Origin of the sequence: Roseivivax sp. THAF197b, assembly GCF_009363255.1 — a bacterium.
In the GTDB taxonomy this organism is placed as follows: domain Bacteria; phylum Pseudomonadota; class Alphaproteobacteria; order Rhodobacterales; family Rhodobacteraceae; genus Roseivivax.
Window position 1 is genome coordinate 1,999,160 of sequence record NZ_CP045318.1, and the last position, 18,971, is coordinate 2,018,130.

Sequence of the window (18,971 nt, forward strand, 5' to 3'; positions counted from 1 at the left end):
AACGCCTTTCTGCGTTGCCTCTTGCTTCGACGCGCCGGTATACCGTTGCTCACAATTGACAGGCAGGAGCAAGTCGCATGACGGTCACCCTGGGCATCAACGGCTTCGGCCGGATCGGTCGGTCCACCCTCGCACATATCGCCGAAAGCGCGCGTAACGATGTGCAGGTCGTTAAGATCAACGCCACCGGTCCGCTGGAAACCTCGGCGCATCTGCTGCGCTATGACAGCGTGCATGGCCGTTTCCCCGGCGAGGTTCGGATCTCGGGCGACACGATGGATCTGGGCCGTGGTCCGATGCAGATGTTCTCCACCTACGATCCGGCAGAGCTTGACTGGGACGGCTGCGATGTGGTTCTCGAATGCACCGGGCAGTTCAACGACGGCGCCAAGGCGGCGATGCATCGCGACCGCGGTGCGCGCGCGGTGCTGATCTCGGCCCCCGCCAAGAATGTCGACCGCACCGTGGTCTACGGCGTCAATCACCGCGATCTGATGCCCGGTGAGCAGATGGTCTCCAACGGGTCCTGCACGACGAATTGCCTCGCACCGCTCGCCAAGGTTCTCGACGAGGCGATCGGCATCGAGTCGGGCATCATGACCACGATCCACTCCTATACGGGCGATCAGCCCACACTCGACCGGCGGCACAATGACCTCTACCGCGCGCGGGCGGCAGCCATGGCGATGATCCCGACCTCCACCGGCGCGGCCAAGGCCATCGGCGAGGTGCTGCCCGGCCTCAAGGGCAAGCTCGACGGCTCGGCCATCCGGGTGCCCACGCCCAACGTCTCGGCGGTGGATCTGACATTCGTTGCGAAAAAGGACGTGACCGTCGCCGATGTGAACGAGGTCGTGGCCGAGGCCGCTGCGGGACGCATGGGCTGCGTGCTGTCCTACGATCCCGAGCCCAAGGTCTCCATCGATTTCAACCACACGACGCACAGCTCGATCTTCGCGCCTGATCAGACCAAGGTGACGGGTGCACGGCTCGTGCGGGTTCTGGCCTGGTATGACAACGAATGGGGCTTCTCGGCGCGCATGGCCGATGTCGCCGCCGAAATCGGTCGCCGCCTGAACTGACGATCCGCGCGCGACCGGCGGGTCCGTCCGGCGCGACCGGGTCACGACGATGTCACATAATCCATCGCAAGAACCGCCCGGCATTCCCGGGCGGTTCGGCGTTTGAACGGGCCGCACCGCCAGGCCGCGCGGAAACGCCCGAACGCGGGACGGCCCCGGCCCCGCTGTCGGCGCATTGCAACGCCGGGCCGCGGCGCGCAGAGGGCGGCTGTCCAATCCCATCCCTCCAATGCTAGACATGGGCCAGGCAAGAACAGACGCGACACGACAGAGGCGGACATGAGCAACGGACTGGCCCTTTCGCTCGCGGCGATCATCCTCGGCGCGATCATCATCGACATGGCGATTTTCGGCACGGATCACATGGTTTTTCTGGGCCAGAAGTTCTTTCAGCTGCTCGGATGGGTCGCCTTCTGGCGGTGATGCTTGACGCCCGATCCGGACAGCTCACCTTGACTTGTGGTAATCGCTTTGCTTGTTAGCGGTAACGATATCAACTCGGTATGTCCCGAAAGGAGATCTCCATGACCACGAAAGTCGCGATCAATGGCTTTGGCCGCATCGGCCGCAACATTCTGCGGGCCCTGATCGAGGGAGGTCGCACCGATATCGAGGTCGTCGCGATCAACGATCTCGGCCCCGTGGAGACCAATGCGCACCTGTTGCAATATGACAGCGTGCATGGCCGTTTCCCCGCGCCGGTCACCACCGGCGATGACTGGATCGATGTGGGGCGCGGCAAGATCCGCGTGACCGCCATCCGCGACCCGAAGGAGCTGCCCTGGTCGGATGTCGATGTGGCGCTGGAATGCACCGGGATCTTCACGTCGCGCGAAAAGGCCGCCCTGCACCTCGAGAACGGATCGAAGCGCGTTCTGGTCTCGGCCCCCTGCTCCGAGGCGCACAAGACCATCGTCTACGGCGTGAACGATGACAGCCTGACCGCCGAGGATCTGGTCGTCTCGAATGCCTCCTGCACGACGAACTGCCTCTCGCCGGTGGCGAAGGTCCTCAATGATACCGTGGGCATCACCCGTGGCTTCATGACGACCATCCACTCCTACACGGGCGATCAGCCGACGCTCGATACGATGCACAAGGATCTCTACCGCGCGCGCGCCGCGGCGCTGAACATGATCCCGACCTCGACCGGTGCGGCGAAGGCCGTGGGCCTCGTCCTGCCGGAGCTGAACGGCAAGCTCGACGGCGTGGCGATCCGCGTGCCGACGCCCAACGTGTCGGTCGTCGATCTGACCTTCGAGGCGGGCCGCGACACCAATGTCGACGAGATCAACAGCGCCATCAAGGCCGCCGCCGAGGGCGAGCTGAAAGGCATTCTTGGCGTCACCGACCACAAGCTCGTCTCGATGGATTTCAATCATGACGCGCATTCGTCGATCTTCGCGACGGACCAGACCAAGGTGATGGACGGAAACTTCGTCCGCATCCTGAGCTGGTACGACAACGAATGGGGCTTCTCGAGCCGCATGCTCGATACCGCGACGGTCCTCGGCAAGTTCGTCTGAGCGGACCGTATCGCGCGCGCCAGACGGCGCGCCTAAGCCATCTGCAGATGCCGGGCCTTGAGGGTCCGGCATTTTGCGTTCTGCCCCCGGCCCTGCCTGCAGCGCAATCGAAACCCGACTCTATTCGGGGCGTGTCGCCGCCATTGCCGCTGCATAGCCCTGCGCCGCGCGGGGCAGAAGCGCTGTTTCCACCTGCGGCGGCGGCATCAAGGGCGCGGCAAGTGTGGTACCGCCCTTGCCATCGGATTGCGGCGGCGGAACCGGCGCGGGCATGTTGGGCGCCACCGGCGAAAGACGCGGCGCGGTGACCGGCAGAATATCCATGACGAGACCTCCTGTGAGACAGGGAATGTCTAAACGCGCCACGGTTAACATCCGCTGAAGACGAGCCCGCCGCTATGCATCGCATGCAGTCCGGGTCTTCTTTTCCGGCCGTTGCGGGGCGGTTCAGCGCGCATATGTTAGCGCCAACAGAGGCAGAGATGCCTCGCGCCAACACATATGAGGATGTCTGAAATGACCCTGATCGATACGATGAAAAACCGCCTCGCCCTGCGCGCGCGCTACAGCCGCACCCGCCACGAACTGACCGCGCTGCCCTTCGAGCAGAAGGTCGACCTTGGCATCAATGGCCGCGAAGAGGCCGTGGCGCGCGCAGCCGTCTACGGCTGATCGTTCGGCGGACCGAACCGGTCCAGCAACGCATTGCGCACATCGGGGGTGACGAACTTTGTGACGTCCCCCCCGAGCCGCGCGATCTCCTTCACCAGCTTCGACGCGATCGCCTGGTGACGCGCCTCGGCCATCAGGAACACCGTCTCGATATTGGAATCGAGCGCGCGGTTCATGCCGACCATCTGGTATTCATATTCGAAATCCGCGACCGCCCGAAGGCCGCGCACGATGAGCCCCGCGCCCACATCCCGGGCGCAGTCGATAAGCAGGTTTTCGAACGGGTGCACCACGATCTCCGTGCCCATGTCGGCGGCCAGAGACGTGCATTGCGCCTCGATCATGGCCACACGCTCGTCGAGCGAGAAAAGCGGCCCCTTGTCGCGATTGATCGCCACACCGATCACGAGCCGGTCGCAGAGACGCGCGGCCCGGCGCATGATGTCGATATGCCCCAGCGTGATCGGATCGAAGGTTCCGGGGTAGAGAGCAGTCCGCACAGGCATGGGCATGATGGTGTCTCGCGCTTTTTCGTTGCGCGGCACGCAACATTATTACGGTGCGGAATGCAAGCCGCTCGAGTTTCGGTTCTCAGAACCCCTTGATCATGCCCTCGAGCGCGTCTTTCTCCATCTCCAGCTCCGCAAGCTGCGCCTTGACCACGTCACCAAGCGTGATGATGCCCACCATCTTGCCGTCCTCGACCACAGGCATGTGGCGGAAACGCCCCTCGGTCATGCGGCCCAGAACGTCCTTGGCGCTGTCATTGCGCCCGCAGGTCTGGATCTTGCGCGTCATGTGATCGTCGACGGTGTCGCTCATGCAACTCGCGCCCTGAGTGCCCAGGACACGCACGATGTCCCGTTCGGACAGAACACCTTCGACCTGACTTCCGTCCCGCGAGATGACCAGTGTACCGATCCTCCGCTCCGACAGGATCTTGGCCGCGGCGTCGATCCCGGTGCCAGGCGCCACCGTGACCACCCCGTCATCGGCTTTCTGTTTCAGTATCTGGTGGACCTGCATGGCGTTCCTCCCTTTCCACACGCTGAAGGCCAGCGTCGGAGGTCGGAGCCCCGTCTGTCAAGTCAGACCTTCCAGCCGCGCCACTTCTTCGCGCATTCCCTCGCTCAGCGCCTGCGCAAAACGGTTGAGCCGTTCGAGGCGGCGATCATCCGCATGGCGGATCAGGTAGAAGCTGCGGGTCAGCGAGACGAGGTCCGGCAGCACCCGGATCACGCGGCCCGCTGCGGGTAATGCGAAATCGTGCAGGACGCCGATGCCTGCATCCGAGGCAACCCAACGCAATTGCACCGAAGCCGAGTTGGAGGCGAGCGGGATGCGCTCCAGGTCCAGATTTTCGAGGTAATCCAGTTCCTTGTCGAAAATCATGTCGGGGATATACCCGACGAGCCTGTGCCCGCGCAGTTCCTCCAGCGTCTCGGGCAGACCGTGGCGCCGCACGTAGCGACGCGAGGCTGCGAGGTGCAGCTTGTAATCGCAGATCTTCTGCACCGTCAGTCGCCCCGCCGTGGGCGCCGACACCGCCACAGCCATGTCGGCTTCGCGCTTCGACAGGTTCACCACCCGCGGAAGCGCCACGATCTGCACGTCGAGATCGGGGTTCTGATCGGCAATCCGGGCACAGACTTGCGGCAGAAGAAAGTTGGCACAGCCGTCGGGCGCCCCGATCCGGATCTGCCCCGCGATGCCTTCGGTCCGGCCCGCGACGGTCTCCTCGGCCTCCTGCATGGCCTGTTCGGCTTCCTCCGCATGGCCAAGCAGGCGCGTTCCGGCCTCGGTCAGCGCATAGCCTTGCGGGCTCTTGGCAAAAAGCGGCGTGCCGAAATCCTCTTCCAGACGGGCGACGCGACGGCCCACCGTGGCCGGATCCATCTTCAATTGCCGACCGGCCGCCGACAGGCTTTCACCCCGTGCCGTCGCCAGAAAAATGCGCATGTCGTCCCAGCTTTTCATTGCCATCCCTGCCCCCTTGCGAATTCGCAAATCGTTTTTGGTAAGCTGCCTCTGTTTCATTTAATTTTGCAAGGCTATCTTTGCCGGGAAGCATCAGGAGGAACACCATGACGACCGAATTGACTCACTATATCGACGGCCAGCACGTCAAAGGCGGCTCGGGCCGCTTCTCCGACGTGATGAACCCCGCGACCGGCGAAGTGCAGGGCCGCGTGCCGCTGGCCTCGGTCGAGGAGTTGAACGACGCCGTCGCGCGCGCCGAGAAGGCGCAGGTCGCCTGGGGCGCCACCAATCCGCAGCGCCGCGCCCGCGTGATGATGAAGTTCGGCCAGCTCATCAACGAGCATATGGACGAACTGGCCGAGCTTGTGAGCCGCGAACACGGCAAGACCCTGCCCGATGCCAAGGGCGACGTGCAGCGCGGCCTCGAGGTGGTCGAGGTCTGCATGGGCGCGCCGCACATGCTCAAGGGCGAGTTTACAGACAATGGCGGCCCGGGCATCGACCTTTATTCCATGCGCCAGCCTCTGGGTGTCGTGGCGGGCATCACGCCGTTCAACTTCCCCGCCATGATCCCCTTGTGGAAGATGGCGCCCGCGATCGTGTCGGGCAACGCCATGATCCTGAAGCCGTCCGAGCGCTGCCCCTCCACCTCGCTCCGGCTCGCCGAGCTTCTGAAGGAGGCGGGCCTGCCCGATGGCGTGCTGCAGGTCGTCAACGGCGACAAGGAAGTGGTGGACGCGATCCTCGACAACGACACCGTCGCCGCCCTGGGCTTCGTGGGCTCCACGCCCATCGCGCAGTACATCTATGGCCGCGCGGCAAATAACGGCAAGCGCGCGCAATGCTTCGGCGGCGCGAAGAACCACATGATCATCATGCCCGACGCGGATCTCGACAAGGCCGCCGATGCGCTGGTGGGCGCGGGCTACGGTGCGGCGGGCGAACGCTGCATGGCGATCTCGGTCGCGGTTCCCGTGGGCGAAGAGACCGCGGATGCGCTTCGCGACAAGCTGGTGCCGCGCATCGAGAAACTGCGCGTCGGCCCCTACACCTCCGAGGACGAGGTCGATTACGGCCCGGTCATCACCGCCGCCGCGAAGGAGCGCATCGAGCGCCTGATCGGCTCGGGTGTCGATGAGGGTGCGGATCTCGTGATCGACGGGCGCGGTTTTTCGCTGCAGGGCTACGAGAACGGCTATTTCGTGGGTCCGTCCTTCTTCGACAACGTGAAGCCCGAGATGGAGATCTACAAAGAGGAGATCTTCGGCCCGGTCCTGTCCCAAGTGCGCGCAGGCTCCTACGAGGAAGCGCTGAAACTGACCATGGACAACCCCTATGGCAACGGCACCGCGATCTACACCGCCGATGGCGACACCGCGCGCGACTTCGCGCACCGGGTCAATGTGGGCATGGTCGGCATCAACTTCCCGATCCCGGTGCCGCTGTCGTACCACACCTTCGGCGGCTGGAAGAAATCGGCCTTCGGCGACCTCAATCAGTACGGCCCCGACGCGTTCCGGTTCTACACCAAGACCAAGACCGTGACGGCGCGCTGGTTCTCCGGAATCAAGGAAGGCGGCGAATTCAACTTCAAAGCAATGGATTAACCGCCGGAAGCATGCAATCATCCGGCAAAATGACCGAGATGTGATTGTGCAAAACCGACGAGACCGCCCTTGCCCGTGACCTTCCAGATCATTCGCGAGCGCGGTCTCGTCTACGTGTCCTGTAAAGGGCACGTCACCATGACCGAAAGCCAGAAGGCGTTTCGGGCCTATCTGGCCCATCCGGATTTCCGCGAAGGCCAGGCGCATCTGATCGATACCGCCGATGCCTTGAGTTACGGCGAAGATGTCGGCAGCAGCGCGCAGTTCGAATTGCAGGCGCGGTTGGCCGAGGCGATGCCCAAGGGGCCGGAAGATCTCGTCCTCGCCTATTACGCCCCGACCCAGATCGGCCAGAAGATGGCCCGCGCGGCGCTTCAGGCCTGGCAGGGGATTCCCTTCGCCCGGGTTCTCGTCGGGGAGACCGAGGCGCAGATCCTCGACATGCTGGGTTTCCCGGAACGCCGTTTTGCAGATTTGACGGACCTGCCCGAACGGGCCGATGCGCGGGATACGCGCTAGCCGCGGGCCTACCGACGACGTCACCGAGCGCCGGAGGATGCCCGGTGTGCGCCCCTGCCCGATGGCGGCAACGCCCGGCTTGCGCGGCTTCCCTCTTGCGCCGATGTCCCGGCCCTGCCACACTAATTAAACATACGTTCATTTACCGGAAGGGAGGCCGCGAATGGACTTTGCACTCACCGAGGAACAGACCGCGATCTTCGACATGGCCCATGGCTTCGGCCAGGACCGGATCGCCCCCCATGCACAAGCCTGGGAGAAGGCGGGCGATATCCCGAAGGCGCTTTGGCCGGAAGTGGGCGAGTTGGGCTTCGGCGGGCTTTATGTCTCCGAGGAGGCCGGTGGCGCGGGCCTCTCGCGGCTCGATGCCACGCTCGTATTCGAGGCGCTCTCGATGGCCTGCCCGTCGGTCGCCTCCTTCCTGTCGATCCACAACATGTGCGCCGCAATGATCGACAAGTTCGGCTCGGACGCCATGAAGGCGCGTGTCCTGCCTGAGGCGATCCCGATCAACAAGGTTCTCTCCTATTGCCTCACAGAACCCGGCTCCGGCTCGGACGCCGCAGCCCTCAAGACACGTGCTCAGCGCACGAATGAAGGCTTCAGCCTGACCGGCACAAAGGCCTTCATCTCGGGCGGCGGGTATTCGGATGCCTATGTGGTCATGGCGCGCACCGGCGATGACGGCCCGAAAGGCATCTCCGCGCTTTACGTGGAAGACGGCGCGCCGGGCCTGTCGTTCGGCGGGCTTGAAGACAAGATGGGCTGGCGGTCGCAGCCCACACGTCAGGTCCAGTTCGACGATTGCAAGATCCCCGCCGAGAACCTCTTGGGCGAGGAAGGCCACGGCTTCAAATACGCCATGGCGGGCCTCGATGGCGGACGGCTCAACATCGCCGCCTGCAGCCTCGGGGCCGCGCAGCAGGCGCTCAACCTGACGCTGTCCTACATGGGCGAACGGAAAGCCTTCGGCAAAAGCATCGACCAGTTCCAGGCCCTGCAATTCCGTCTTGCCGACATGGAGATCGAGCTGCAGGCCGCCCGCACCTTCCTGCGTCAGGCCGCGTGGAAACTCGATACCGGCGCGCCCGATGCCACGCAATTCTGCGCCATGGCCAAGAAATTCGTAACCGAGGCCGGCAGCCGCATCGCCGATCAGTGCCTGCAGCTTCATGGCGGCTACGGCTACCTTGCCGATTACGGGATTGAAAAGATCGTCCGCGACCTGCGCGTGCACCAGATCCTCGAAGGCACGAACGAGATCATGCGCCTGATCGTGGCCCGCAAGATGCTCGAGGCCCGAGGATGAATGCGGCGATGAGCGACGAGGTCTCGATCCGCCGCGAGGGCCGCGCGGGCCGCATCACCCTGACCCGCCCCAAGGCGCTGAACGCGCTCAGCTACCAGATGTGCCTCGATATCGAGGCGGCGCTTCTGGACTGGCTCGATGATCCGCAGGTGGCACTCATCCTCATCGATGCCGAGGGCGAAAAGGCGTTCTGCGCAGGCGGCGATATCGCGGCCATGTATCATGAAGGCGTCAAGGGCGAATACGAGGGCGCCCGGCGCTTCTGGCGCGACGAATACCGCATGAACGCGCTTCTGGCGGAATACCCCAAACCCATCGTGGCCTTCGCGCAGGGCTTCACCATGGGCGGCGGTGTCGGTCTTGCAGGGCATGTCAGCGACCGCATCGTCGGCGACACATCGCAGATCGCCATGCCCGAATGCGGGATCGGCCTCGTTCCGGATGTGGGCGGCTCGCTGCTTCTGGCCCGCGCCCCCGGTCGCCTTGGCGAATATCTGGGCCTGACCGCGGCACGGATGGGCCCGGGCGATGCGATCCATTGCGGCTTTGCGGACCATTACCTGCCCGAGGCGCATTGGGACGCGCTCAAGACCGAACTCATCGAGACCGGTGATCCGTCAAGCATCGCCGCCGCCGCGCAAACCGCTCCGGACAGCCCGCTCAAGGCGCAGCAGCCCGAGATCGACGCGCTTTTCGGCGGTGAGCATCTGCGCGACATCGTCAATGCGCTGACCGCGTCGGACAGCGATCTCGCCGCATCTGCGCTGAAGGCGATATCGCGCAACGCGCCGCTGTCGATGGCCGTCACGCTGGAGATGCTGCACCGCCACCGCACGGGGAATCCCGATATCCGCAAAGCGCTGGCACTCGAATATCGTGCGACGCATCGCGCCCTGCCCGAGGGCGATTTCCTCGAAGGGGTGCGCGCGCAGGTCATCGACAAGGACCGTCAGCCCAAATGGCAGCACGCGCTCGATGGCGTGCCGATGGCGGCGACCGCCAAAATGCTGCAGCCGGTCCGCGATGCGCAGCTCACCTTCCACGACCTCTCGCCTCAGGAGACCAAGACCATGAAGATCGGATTTATCGGCTTAGGAAATATGGGCGGCCCGATGGCGCAGAACCTCGCGAAAGCAGGCCATGAGGTGACCGGCTTCGACACGCAGACCGTGGCACTTGACGGTCTTTCGACCGCGAACAGCGCGACCGAGGCCGCGACGGGCGCCGATGTGGTCATCACCATGCTGCCCAATGGCGATATCCTGAAATCCGTCGCCGCCGAGGTGATCCCGGCGATGAAGTCGGGCGCAGTCTTTCTCGATTGCTCCACCGTCGATGTGGACAGCGCGCGCGCTGTGGCCGCTGATGCCTCCGCCGCGGGGCTTCTGCCCCTCGATGCGCCGGTTTCGGGCGGTGTCGGCGGAGCCGCAGGCGGCACGCTGACCTTCATGGTGGGCGGTGACGCCGCAGGCTTCGAGAAGGCCAAGCCGCTTTTCGACATCATGGGCCAGAAGGCCGTGCATTGCGGCGCGTCCGGCAATGGGCAAGCCGCGAAGATCTGCAACAACATGATCCTCGGCGTGACCATGATTGCCACCTGCGAAGCCTTCGCGCTGGCCGACAAGCTGGGCCTCGACCGGCAGGCGATGTTCGACGTGGTCTCCACCTCCTCGGGGCAAAGCTGGTCGATGAACACCTATTGCCCGGCGCCGGGCGTGGGGCCGACATCGCCTGCGGACAATGACTACAAGCCGGGCTTTGCCGCCGATCTGATGCTGAAGGATCTGCGCCTGTCGCAGGCCGCCGCCGAGGGCGCCGATGCCGACACGCCGCTCGGTCAGGCCGCCACCGCGCTTTATGCCCGTTTCGTGGAAGACGAAGACGGCGCGGGCCGCGACTTCTCGGCCATGTTGCCCCGGTTCGAGACGCGCGGACGCGGCTGACACGCGCTGTCACGCGAAGGTGTGTTTGGTCGCGGCGGAATGTCGCGCTAGTCTTCCCTCTAGTTACCCAACCGGAGTATTTTTCCATGAAAGTCCTTGCTCTCTCGACGCTCTGCGCCGCCCTGGCCCTGCCCGCCATGGCGCAGGATTTCAGCGGTGAATTGAAAGCCCGCCAAGGCCAGTTCCGCATTCTTGCGATCAATCTCGGCATTATCGGCGATATGGCGAAGGGCGAGGCGGAATACGATGCCGAGGCTGCGCAAAGCGCCGCGGATTCGATCGTCGCGGTCTCGATGGTCAATCAGGGTCCACTCTGGCCCGAGGGTTCGAGCGAGATGGACCTCGACGGCACCCGCGCCAAGGTCGAGATCTGGGACAATTTCGACGACTTCGCCTCGAAATGGGGCGCCGTCAATGAAAAGGCCATGGGCCTGCAGGAGGTTGCCGCGACCGGCCAGGAGGCGCTTGGCCCGGCGCTCGGGCAACTCGGCGGGACCTGCAAGGCCTGCCATGACGAGTATCGCGCGCCGCGCAACTGATGATGCGCAAACTCGCAGGCCTCGCGGTGCTGGCGTTTGTCGCCGGTGGTGCGGGGCTTTGGCTCACGCAGCCCCGCACTGTTGCCGCCGCCGAATATGAGGGCGTGACCGGCGATGCGGAGCGGGGGGCCGCGACCTTCACTGCCGCAGGCTGCGCATCCTGCCATTACGCGCCGGATGCCGAAGGTGCGGCAAAGCGCGTGCTTTCCGGCGGACAGGCATTCGAGACCGGGTTCGGCACGTTCTACGCGCCCAATATCTCGCCGCATCCCGAAGCGGGCATCGGCGGCTGGAGCCTGACGGAGTTTGCCAGCGCCGTGCGCCTCGGTACCGCCCCCGAAGGCCATCACTATTACCCGGCCTTCCCCTACAGCGCCTATATCCGGCTGGGCCCCCAGCAGGTGGCCGATCTCTGGGCGCATCTTCAGACATTGCCCGAAAGCGACACGCCATCCCGCGCGCATGATGTGGGCTTTCCCTTCTCGATCCGGGCCAGCCTCGGCGGGTGGAAGATGCTTTACCTGACGGATGAGTGGGTTCTGCAGGACCCCGCTATGCCGGAGATCACACGCGGACGCGAACTCGTCGAAGCGCTGGCTCATTGCGGGGAGTGTCACACACCACGCACGGCTTTGGGAGGGCTCGACCTTGCCCGCTGGCTCGAAGGGGCGGCCAATCCATCGGGTGATGGCCGCATCCCCGCGATCGATCCCGCCTCGCTCGACTGGTCGGCCACGGATATCGCCTATTACCTGGAAACGGGCTTCACCCCGGATTTCGACAGCGCGGGCGGGCATATGGTCGCCGTAGTGGAGAATTTCGCCGAACTGACCGCCGAGGACCGCGCGGCCGTTGCGGCCTATCTCAAGGCGCTGCCGGAATGATCCGTCGGGCGATGCGCGCGAGCTGATTCACCCCACGCAACCGCAAGACCGCATTCCGGCCCCTCGGGGCCGAAATGCCAGACATGCGCAGCCCGCAGGCTGCACATTCAGATCAAGCGGACGCCGCCGCGAGCTGCTTTTCCCGCGCCGCACGGAGCCGCGCGAAATCGTCGCCCGCGTGGTAGGAGGACCGCGTCAGCGGCGTGGCCGACACCATCAGGAAGCCCTTGCCCCAAGCCGTCTTCTCGTAGCTCGCGAATTCCTCGGGCGTCACGAACCGGTCGATCGCATGGTGCTTCCGGGTGGGCTGGAGGTACTGACCGATGGTCAGGAAATCCACATTGGCCGAGCGCATGTCGTCCATCACCTGATGCACTTCCTCGCGCCGCTCGCCAAGGCCCGCCATGATCCCCGACTTGGTGAAGATCGACGGGTCGATCTCCTTCACGCGCTGCAGAAGGCGCAGCGAATGGAAATACCGCGCGCCTGGGCGCACGGAGGTGTAGAGCGACGGCACCGTCTCGAGGTTGTGGTTGAATACGTCGGGCTTGGCCGCAACCACGGTCTCGAGCGCATCGGGTCCGCAGCGCAGGAAATCTGGCGTCAGGATTTCAATCGTTGTGCCAGGCGCGCGGTGGCGCACGGCGCGGATGGTCTGGGCGAAATGCTCCGCCCCGCCATCGTCGAGATCGTCACGGTCCACGGAGGTGATGACGACATGGTTCAGCCCCAGCTTCTGCACCGCATCTGCGACGCGGCCCGGCTCGAACACATCGAGATCGTCCGGGCGCCCCGTGGCCACGTTGCAGAAGGTGCAGCCGCGGGTGCAGATCTCGCCCATGATCATCATCGTGGCGTGACCGAGCGACCAGCATTCGCCCACATTGGGGCACCCCGCCTCCTCGCAGACCGTGGTCAGGTTGTTCTCCCGCATGATCTTGCGGGTATCGGCATAGCCCTTGCCGCCGGGCGCCTTGACGCGAATCCAGTCGGGCTTCTTGGGCTGGGGGTTGTCGGGCCGGTGCGCCTTCTCGGGATGGCGCTCGCCGGGAATCTTCAGGTCGCGCATACGCGGGCTCCCGCTGATATTCCGTGAGTTTCCCGGATACTAAGTCTTCAGCGCCCGCATTGCCAGTGCATGCGACGAATAGCAGCCATGTGAGGCGCAGGCCGCGCGCGCCCCGTCACCCGATCATGCCGGAGCCGCGGCCTGCATCGCTGCGGTAGAACCAGCTCAGCCGTTCGAGCGCGATGCGCAGCACGATCTTGCCCGACCGCGCAGACCATCCCATGCGCTTTTCCGTGGTCTCCAGCCCTTCCAGCAGGCAGCAGCATTGCACCGCCACATCCGCAAGCCCCGGCCCCAACGCCCTGATCGCAGCGAGGAAGCGGGTCTCGGCGCCCTTGCCCGTCCCTTTCCCCGTGCCCTCGGGGGGACCGGCGGAGGGGCGGGCCAGAAGCTCCGGCACCGCTTCGGCGGCTATCCCTGACAATTCGAAATCTTCGCGCAGACGTTCTCCCGCCACGACCTGAGCCGCGCTGAGGAACGCCGACCCCTCGGGTGTCTTGCGCCGCGCCAGCACCGCAAGCGGGCTGTCACTGACCGAAAAGCGCCGCTGCGTGCGCGCAGGCGCGCTTTCCCGCGCTGCCATCTGCGCGTCGATCTCGGCGCCGCTGCCATAGCCCGCCTGGCTTTCGGCAAAGCCGCGCAGACGGCTTTCGCGCCCGGCCATCATCTGGTTCAGGCTTTGCCGTCCGCCTGGCGTGATCCGGTAGCGCGACACCCGCCCCGGCGCATCGCAATGGATCCAGTCGCGCAAAGCCATGGCCTCCGCGATCCCCGCATCGACCACCGCGGTGCGCACGCTGCCGCCCTCGCCCTGATCGCGCACGACCACGGCTTTTTCCATGCCCTCGGCCACGGCCAGCACCGCGCCCGCCTCGCACAGCCGCTGCAGGATGCGCTGGGTTTCCCGTTGGAATCCGGCCGGATCGCCGGTCGCCTGTTTGATCTCGAGGCTCATTGGAACGCCCCCATCCCGCAATTGCCCGAGGCGGTCGAGGGCGGCATCGACCAGCGGATCGTCGCGGCGCGTCTCGATCTTTCGCACCTGTCGCAGAATGGTCGACGGATGGCAGCCGGATGCCCGCGCGAGCGCCCGGAGCGATGTGCCGGCCTCGGTGTGTTCGATGTAATGAATGGCAGCCTGCGGCACCCAGCCAGGCAAAGAAGTAGCGCGATCATGATTTGTCCCTTGCATCGGTCGTTTCCCCTTAGACACACCGGTTCTTGGTCTTGATACCAATCAGATTTTCTACCTGAGGTTGTATTTGTTACCGGATCGTTAACATTAACACCTGTGTCCAAAGAGTGTCTCCGATATGTAACCAATTGGAAACGTGGCGTTCGCTGGACAGCGCCGCGAAGCAACACCCGTTAAGGTTGTGTAGACCGGTATGCAGACCTCACTCGGAAAGGAGCTCTGCCCATGTCACCGAACCTCAAGGCCCTCGCCTGTCTGCGCCGCCCGCGCCTTCTGATCCGCGCAGCCCGGATCGGCGCAGAGGAGTATCGCCGTTCGCCCCATCTCGACCGCCTGCTCGGACACGGCACGACGATCGGCGATGGCGTAGCCCTCGATCGGTTGATGTCGCTGGAAGCCGAGCAGGAAGAGTTGCGTGCCTCGGGTTCGGCCAATTACGGCGTGGCCCGGCACGTGGAAATCCTGGCGGCCATGATGGGTGAGGCCCGTCTGGTCAGCCACGCCTGCCCGACGCTCGCCTGAGGCGCGCAACACGACTAAGACGGCACGGTCCTGCCGCGCCCTCCCGTACCCCCCGAGCGTCGGATCAATCCGGATCCGTCGCTGTCCGTCTGATCAGCCGAACGTATCCTTGATACCGGCCTTCTTCTGCGCAACGAACTCGTTCAGCGCATCAAGCGTGCCCGGATCCATCGCGGGCGGCACGTAATTGGCCAGCTTCTTCTTCACGATCTCCGCGGCGTTCCAGGCCGTGTCATGCCCGCCCATCTCGCTCCAGGTCTCGAAGGGGCGATAATCCAGCACTTCGGAGCGCCAGAACGCCGTCTTGAAGTTCCGCTGGGTATGCGAGCAGCCAAGGAAATGCCCGCCCGGCCCCACTTCGCGTATCGCGTCCATGGCCTGATGCTCGGTATCCATGGACACGCCGCGCGCCATCTGGTGCAGCGCGCCCAGCTGGTCGGCATCGATGACGAACTTCTCGAAGGACGAGACAAGCCCGCCTTCCAGCCAGCCGCAGGCATGGAGCATGAAGTTCACCCCCGAGAGCAGACCCACATTCAGCGAGTTGGCGCTTTCATAGCCTGCCTGTGCATCGGGCAGCTTCGAGCCGTTGAACGCCCCCGACGACCGGTAGGGCAGCCCCAAGCGCCGGGCAAGCTGCCCCGCGCCATAGGTGATATGCGCGGCTTCCGGTGTGCCGAACGTGGGCGCGCCCGAATTCATGTCGATCGAGGTCACGAAGGTGCCCATGATCACCGGCGCGCCCTTCCGGACGAGCTGGGAATAGGCCACACCCGCCAGAACCTCTGCCAGAACCTGGGTCAGCGTGCCCGCGACCGAGACCGGCGCCATGGCACCACCCACGATGAAGGGCGAGATGATGCAGGCCTGGTTCGCCGCCGCATAAACCTCGAGCGATCCCATCATCACGTCGTCGAAAGTCAGCGGCGAGTTGATGTTGATGAGGCTCGTCAGCACGGTGTTCTGATCGACGAAATCCTCCCCGAAGAGCACCTTGCACATCTCCACCGAATCGGCGGCGCGGGACGGCTCGGTGACCGATCCCATGAAGGGCTTGTCCGTCAGCGTCATATGCGCGTGCAGCATGTCGAGATGGCGCTTGTTCACCGACACATCCGTGGGCTCGCAGACCGTGCCGCCGGAATGGTGCAGCCAATGGGACATGTGGCCGAGCTTCACGAATTTGCGGAAATCCTCGATCGTGGCGTAGCGCCGCCCGGTTTCCACGTCATGCACGAATGGTGGGCCGTAGACCGGGGCCAGGACGAGGTTCTTGCCGCCGATCTCGACATTCTTCTCGGGGTTGCGCGCATGCTGGGTGAACTGGCTGGGGGCAGTTGCGCATAGCTTGCGCGCAAGGCCGCGCGGAATGCGCACCCGCTCGCCGATCACATCCGCACCCGCGTCGCGCCAGCGCTCCAGCGCGCGGGGATTGTTGACAAAGCTAACGCCGATTTCCTCAAGGACCGTCTCGGCATTCTCCTCGATGATCGATAAGGCCTCGTCGGTCAGGACCTCGAAATTGGGGATGTTGCGCTCGATGAAGCGCGCCGTCTCGATGGAGACCGCCGTGCGCTCGGCCCGTCTTGCCGCGCCGCCGCCGCTCCGTCCGCGCCTGCGGGCACTCACATCGCTCATATGTTCGTCCTTCCCATCCCTCTTCACCGCTGTCCGGGCGGCGTTTGCGTGCGTCCAATATCGCAGTCGGACGGCGATACCCTGTCCCGAAACCGCCACCTGAGAGGCGAAAGCGACATGACGTGCGCGCCCAGGTCCCCTGGCGCTGCGAACGGGGGCGCTGCGAACGGGGGCGCACCGACCGGGCGATCCGCGTCTGCCCTCTTGCGCCAATTCCCGCCACGCCCTACGAGGCGATGCATGGAAAATATCGCCCAGCACGAAACCCTGCTCATCGTCGATTTCGGCAGCCAGGTCACTCAGCTCATCGCGCGCCGTCTGCGCGAATTGTCGGTCTATTGCGAAATCCATCCCTACCAGAACGTCACCGAGGACCTGCTGGCACAGCTCAGCCCCAAGGCGGTGATCTTCTCGGGCGGGCCGGATTCGGTGATGCGCGAAGGCTCCCCGCGTCCACCCAAGGCAATCTACGATCTAGGCGTGCCGATCCTCGGCATCTGCTACGGCCAGCAGGTGATGATGCACGATCTGGGCGGCAAGGTTGAGGCGGGCGAGCACGCCACGGCCGAATTCGGCCGCGCCTATGTGGCCCCCGCCGAGACGAAATCCGACCTTCTGACCGGCTGGTTCCTGGGCGAGCGCGAACAGGTCTGGATGTCCCACGGCGACCACGTGAGCGAGATCGCCCCCGGCTTCGAGGTCCTCGGCACCTCGCCGGGCGCGCCTTTCGCCATCACCGCCGACCGCGACCGCGGCTTCTACGCCGTGCAGTTCCACCCCGAAGTGCACCACACACCGAACGGCAAGACGCTCTACGAGAATTTCGTGCGTATCGCGGGCTTCTCGGGCGACTGGACGATGGATGCCTACCGCGAACTGGCCGTCCAACAGATCCGCGAACAGGTCGGCGACAAAAAGGTCATCTGCGCGCTCTCGGGCGGGGTCGACAGCTCCGTCGCCGCAGCCCTCATCCATGAGGCGGTGGGCGACCAGCTCACCTGCGTTTTCGTCGATCACGGGCTCCTGCGCCTCAACGAGGCCGAAGAGGTCGTGGGCATGTTCCGCGACCACATGAACCTGCAGGTCATCCACGCGCAGGAGCAGGACCTGTTCCTCGGGCGCCTCGAAGGCGTGTCGGACCCCGAGACCAAGCGCAAGATCATCGGCGGGCTCTTCATCGACGTCTTCCAGAAATACGCCGACGGGATCGAGGGCGCGGAATTCCTCGCGCAAGGCACGCTTTACCCCGACGTGATCGAGAGCGTCAGCTTCTCCGGCGGGCCGTCTGTCACCATCAAGTCGCACCACAATGTCGGCGGACTGCCCGAGAAGATGGGCCTCAAGCTCGTGGAGCCGCTGCGCGAGCTCTTCAAGGACGAGGTCCGCGCACTTGGCCGCGAGTTGGGCTTGCCTGCGAGCTTCATCGGCCGCCATCCCTTCCCCGGTCCCGGCCTCGCCATCCGCTGCCCGGGCGAGATTACCCGCGACAAGCTCGAGATCCTGCGCAAGGCGGATGCGGTCTATATCGACCAGATCCGCAAGCACGGGCTTTACGACGAGATCTGGCAGGCCTTCGTCGCGATCCTGCCCGTGCGCACCGTGGGCGTGATGGGCGACGGACGCACATACGATTACGCCTGCGCCCTGCGCGCGGTCACCTCTGTCGACGGCATGACCGCCGATTACTACCCGTTCAGCCACGAGTTTCTGGGCGAGACGGCGACGCGGATCATCAACGAGGTCAAGGGCATCAACCGCGTGACCTATGACGTGACCTCGAAGCCCCCCGGAACCATCGAATGGGAGTGATCCCATGTCCGTGCGCGATATCCTGATCCTCGAAGGCGCGACCCGGCTCGCCAAAGGGTCAGAACGGGCGATCTATGCGATGCCCGGCGATCCGGGTCAGCTCATCAAGGTGATGCTGCCAAAATACCGTCGCGCGCTTGAAGGTGTGGATCCCGAGAGTGCCGCGGGCCGCCGCAAGCATGCGCAGGCCTACGCCCTCTTCTACCGCGAAGAGGATGCCGCTGCGCAAGCCGCCAAGGTCGCGAAGGCGAAGGGAACGCGCTCCCCCCTGCCCACCATTTTGGGGCATCGCCAGACGGATCAGGGCTTGGGTCAGGTGGTCGAGATGATCCGCGACGCGGACGGCGCCATGGCCCCCAGCCTGGCGGATCAATGTGCCGCCGGAGCACTGAGCGCCGACCAACAGACCGCGCTCGATGCCTTCGTGGCCGCGATCTACGATCTGCAGATCGTCGTGCATGATGCCGGTCCCAAGAATATCGTCTGGCACGAAAAGCAAAGCCGCTACGTGCTGGTCGACGGCTTCGGCGACCGCTCCGCCATCCCGCTCAAGACCTGGATCAAGCCGCTCAACGACCGCCGCCTCGACCGGGCCTTTGCCGAGACCGCTGCGAAGTCCGGCCTGACCTGGGACCCGAAGGCCCGCCGATTCTCGTAAAGCCGGGTGCCGATCCCTG

The 18,971-nt window shown here is 64.7% G+C and carries 20 protein-coding genes and 1 pseudogene; 14 read left to right on the forward strand and 7 right to left on the reverse strand.

Annotated elements, in window-relative coordinates:
- Positions 1 to 77: 77 nt before the first annotated feature.
- The 3 genes from gap (FIV09_RS09885) to gap (FIV09_RS09890) all read left to right on the forward strand — a co-directional run bounded on the left by gap (FIV09_RS09885) (position 78) and on the right by gap (FIV09_RS09890) (position 2,608).
- On the forward strand, positions 78 to 1,082 hold the full coding sequence (gene gap / locus FIV09_RS09885; RefSeq protein ID WP_152449784.1) for a type I glyceraldehyde-3-phosphate dehydrogenase: 1,005 nt from the start codon (positions 78 to 80) through the stop codon (positions 1,080 to 1,082).
- Positions 1,083 to 1,361: 279 nt separating this feature from the next.
- The gene (locus tag FIV09_RS20385) at positions 1,362 to 1,505 is read left to right on the forward strand and encodes a hypothetical protein (RefSeq protein ID WP_172975679.1); all 144 of its coding nucleotides are present in this window, start codon (positions 1,362 to 1,364) and stop codon (positions 1,503 to 1,505) included.
- 101 nt (positions 1,506 to 1,606) lie between these two features.
- Positions 1,607 to 2,608 (forward strand): type I glyceraldehyde-3-phosphate dehydrogenase, encoded by a 1,002-nt coding sequence (gene gap / locus FIV09_RS09890; protein ID WP_152449785.1) that lies wholly within the window; start codon positions 1,607 to 1,609, stop codon positions 2,606 to 2,608.
- Positions 2,609 to 2,728: 120 nt separating this feature from the next.
- On the opposite strand, the gene FIV09_RS09895 is transcribed toward gap (FIV09_RS09890), so the two are convergent.
- On the reverse strand, positions 2,729 to 2,932 hold the full coding sequence (locus FIV09_RS09895) for a hypothetical protein (protein ID WP_152449786.1): 204 nt from the start codon (positions 2,930 to 2,932) through the stop codon (positions 2,729 to 2,731).
- 192 nt (positions 2,933 to 3,124) lie between these two features.
- On the opposite strand from FIV09_RS09895, the gene FIV09_RS20390 reads away from it, so the two are divergent.
- Positions 3,125 to 3,280, forward strand: coding sequence for a hypothetical protein (locus FIV09_RS20390; protein WP_172975680.1), 156 nt, complete (start codon positions 3,125 to 3,127; stop codon positions 3,278 to 3,280).
- Here the strand turns inward: FIV09_RS20390 and coaD are convergent.
- From coaD to FIV09_RS09910, 3 genes are all read right to left on the reverse strand, one after another.
- Positions 3,271 to 3,780, reverse strand: coding sequence for a pantetheine-phosphate adenylyltransferase (gene coaD / locus FIV09_RS09900; protein WP_152452507.1), 510 nt, complete (start codon positions 3,778 to 3,780; stop codon positions 3,271 to 3,273). The two genes, FIV09_RS20390 and coaD, sit on opposite strands and share 10 nt — an antisense overlap.
- A gap of 91 nt (positions 3,781 to 3,871) precedes the next feature.
- A complete protein-coding gene (locus FIV09_RS09905) occupies positions 3,872 to 4,306 on the reverse strand; it encodes a CBS domain-containing protein (protein WP_152449787.1) in 435 nt (144 codons plus the stop codon).
- Positions 4,307 to 4,363: 57 nt separating this feature from the next.
- Positions 4,364 to 5,263, reverse strand: coding sequence for a LysR family transcriptional regulator (locus tag FIV09_RS09910; RefSeq protein ID WP_254702193.1), 900 nt, complete (start codon positions 5,261 to 5,263; stop codon positions 4,364 to 4,366).
- A 101-nt stretch (positions 5,264 to 5,364) separates the two neighbouring features.
- Between FIV09_RS09910 and FIV09_RS09915 the strand changes: the two genes are divergently transcribed.
- The 7 genes and pseudogenes from FIV09_RS09915 to FIV09_RS09940 all read left to right on the forward strand — a co-directional run bounded on the left by FIV09_RS09915 (position 5,365) and on the right by FIV09_RS09940 (position 12,061).
- The gene (locus FIV09_RS09915) at positions 5,365 to 6,867 is read left to right on the forward strand and encodes a CoA-acylating methylmalonate-semialdehyde dehydrogenase (RefSeq protein ID WP_152449788.1); all 1,503 of its coding nucleotides are present in this window, start codon (positions 5,365 to 5,367) and stop codon (positions 6,865 to 6,867) included.
- A gap of 69 nt (positions 6,868 to 6,936) precedes the next feature.
- Positions 6,937 to 7,386, forward strand: a complete 450-nt coding sequence (locus FIV09_RS09920; RefSeq protein WP_152455428.1) for a hypothetical protein — start codon at positions 6,937 to 6,939, stop codon at positions 7,384 to 7,386.
- A 163-nt stretch (positions 7,387 to 7,549) separates the two neighbouring features.
- Positions 7,550 to 8,695 (forward strand): acyl-CoA dehydrogenase family protein, encoded by a 1,146-nt coding sequence (locus FIV09_RS09925; RefSeq protein ID WP_152449790.1) that lies wholly within the window; start codon positions 7,550 to 7,552, stop codon positions 8,693 to 8,695.
- An 8-nt stretch (positions 8,696 to 8,703) separates the two neighbouring features.
- Positions 8,704 to 9,672, forward strand: a pseudogene (locus tag FIV09_RS20605) (enoyl-CoA hydratase/isomerase family protein); the annotation flags it as partial.
- A gap of 93 nt (positions 9,673 to 9,765) precedes the next feature.
- The gene (mmsB, locus tag FIV09_RS20610; protein ID WP_254702355.1) at positions 9,766 to 10,638 is read left to right on the forward strand and encodes a 3-hydroxyisobutyrate dehydrogenase; all 873 of its coding nucleotides are present in this window, start codon (positions 9,766 to 9,768) and stop codon (positions 10,636 to 10,638) included.
- An 86-nt stretch (positions 10,639 to 10,724) separates the two neighbouring features.
- Positions 10,725 to 11,177, forward strand: coding sequence for a cytochrome c (locus FIV09_RS09935; RefSeq protein WP_152449792.1), 453 nt, complete (start codon positions 10,725 to 10,727; stop codon positions 11,175 to 11,177).
- 2 nt (positions 11,178 to 11,179) lie between these two features.
- Positions 11,180 to 12,061, forward strand: a complete 882-nt coding sequence (locus FIV09_RS09940; RefSeq protein ID WP_371417775.1) for a c-type cytochrome — start codon at positions 11,180 to 11,182, stop codon at positions 12,059 to 12,061.
- Between the two features lie 112 nt (positions 12,062 to 12,173).
- On the opposite strand, the gene lipA is transcribed toward FIV09_RS09940, so the two are convergent.
- Positions 12,174 to 13,130: a lipoyl synthase gene (gene lipA, locus FIV09_RS09945; protein ID WP_152449794.1), complete on the reverse strand. Its 957-nt coding sequence runs from the start codon at positions 13,128 to 13,130 to the stop codon at positions 12,174 to 12,176.
- A gap of 115 nt (positions 13,131 to 13,245) precedes the next feature.
- Entirely contained in the window at positions 13,246 to 14,322 is a 1,077-nt protein-coding gene (locus FIV09_RS09950) for a DUF6456 domain-containing protein (RefSeq protein WP_152449795.1), read from the reverse strand.
- Positions 14,323 to 14,550: 228 nt separating this feature from the next.
- Between FIV09_RS09950 and FIV09_RS09955 the strand changes: the two genes are divergently transcribed.
- Positions 14,551 to 14,847, forward strand: a complete 297-nt coding sequence (locus FIV09_RS09955) for a DUF6477 family protein (protein WP_152449796.1) — start codon at positions 14,551 to 14,553, stop codon at positions 14,845 to 14,847.
- A 93-nt stretch (positions 14,848 to 14,940) separates the two neighbouring features.
- Here the strand turns inward: FIV09_RS09955 and FIV09_RS09960 are convergent, their stop codons facing one another.
- Positions 14,941 to 16,485 carry a trimethylamine methyltransferase family protein gene (locus FIV09_RS09960; RefSeq protein ID WP_152449797.1) on the reverse strand — a complete coding sequence of 515 codons (1,545 nt, stop codon included), beginning with the start codon at positions 16,483 to 16,485 and terminating at the stop codon, positions 14,941 to 14,943.
- Between the two features lie 240 nt (positions 16,486 to 16,725).
- Between FIV09_RS09960 and guaA the strand changes: the two genes are divergently transcribed.
- Positions 16,726 to 18,294: a glutamine-hydrolyzing GMP synthase gene (gene guaA / locus FIV09_RS09965; RefSeq protein ID WP_152449798.1), complete on the forward strand. Its 1,569-nt coding sequence runs from the start codon at positions 16,726 to 16,728 to the stop codon at positions 18,292 to 18,294.
- Between the two features lie 4 nt (positions 18,295 to 18,298).
- Positions 18,299 to 18,952, forward strand: a complete 654-nt coding sequence (locus FIV09_RS09970) for a YrbL family protein (RefSeq protein ID WP_152449799.1) — start codon at positions 18,299 to 18,301, stop codon at positions 18,950 to 18,952.
- The last annotated feature ends 19 nt before the right edge of the window (positions 18,953 to 18,971 follow it).

Excerpts from the sequence above, each read along its gene's own strand:
- FIV09_RS09895 (WP_152449786.1), bottom strand. The coding sequence starts at position 2,932 with ATGGATATTCTGCCGGTCACCGCGCCGCGTCTTTCGCCGGTGGCGCCC.
- mmsB (WP_254702355.1), top strand. The coding sequence starts at position 9,766 with ATGAAGATCGGATTTATCGGCTTAGGAAATATGGGCGGCCCGATGGCG.
- FIV09_RS09940 (WP_371417775.1), top strand. The coding sequence starts at position 11,180 with ATGCGCAAACTCGCAGGCCTCGCGGTGCTGGCGTTTGTCGCCGGTGGT.
- FIV09_RS09970 (WP_152449799.1), top strand. The coding sequence starts at position 18,299 with ATGTCCGTGCGCGATATCCTGATCCTCGAAGGCGCGACCCGGCTCGCC.
- FIV09_RS09950 (WP_152449795.1), bottom strand. The coding sequence starts at position 14,322 with ATGCAAGGGACAAATCATGATCGCGCTACTTCTTTGCCTGGCTGGGTG.
- FIV09_RS09915 (WP_152449788.1), top strand. The coding sequence starts at position 5,365 with ATGACGACCGAATTGACTCACTATATCGACGGCCAGCACGTCAAAGGC.
- FIV09_RS09935 (WP_152449792.1), top strand. The coding sequence starts at position 10,725 with ATGAAAGTCCTTGCTCTCTCGACGCTCTGCGCCGCCCTGGCCCTGCCC.
- FIV09_RS20390 (WP_172975680.1), top strand. The coding sequence starts at position 3,125 with ATGACCCTGATCGATACGATGAAAAACCGCCTCGCCCTGCGCGCGCGC.
- FIV09_RS20385 (WP_172975679.1), top strand. The coding sequence starts at position 1,362 with ATGAGCAACGGACTGGCCCTTTCGCTCGCGGCGATCATCCTCGGCGCG.
- FIV09_RS09925 (WP_152449790.1), top strand. The coding sequence starts at position 7,550 with ATGGACTTTGCACTCACCGAGGAACAGACCGCGATCTTCGACATGGCC.
- lipA (WP_152449794.1), bottom strand. The coding sequence starts at position 13,130 with ATGCGCGACCTGAAGATTCCCGGCGAGCGCCATCCCGAGAAGGCGCAC.
- gap (WP_152449784.1), top strand. The coding sequence starts at position 78 with ATGACGGTCACCCTGGGCATCAACGGCTTCGGCCGGATCGGTCGGTCC.
- FIV09_RS09905 (WP_152449787.1), bottom strand. The coding sequence starts at position 4,306 with ATGCAGGTCCACCAGATACTGAAACAGAAAGCCGATGACGGGGTGGTC.
- FIV09_RS09910 (WP_254702193.1), bottom strand. The coding sequence starts at position 5,263 with ATGGCAATGAAAAGCTGGGACGACATGCGCATTTTTCTGGCGACGGCA.
- guaA (WP_152449798.1), top strand. The coding sequence starts at position 16,726 with ATGGAAAATATCGCCCAGCACGAAACCCTGCTCATCGTCGATTTCGGC.
- FIV09_RS09955 (WP_152449796.1), top strand. The coding sequence starts at position 14,551 with ATGTCACCGAACCTCAAGGCCCTCGCCTGTCTGCGCCGCCCGCGCCTT.
- FIV09_RS09960 (WP_152449797.1), bottom strand. The coding sequence starts at position 16,485 with ATGAGCGATGTGAGTGCCCGCAGGCGCGGACGGAGCGGCGGCGGCGCG.
- gap (WP_152449785.1), top strand. The coding sequence starts at position 1,607 with ATGACCACGAAAGTCGCGATCAATGGCTTTGGCCGCATCGGCCGCAAC.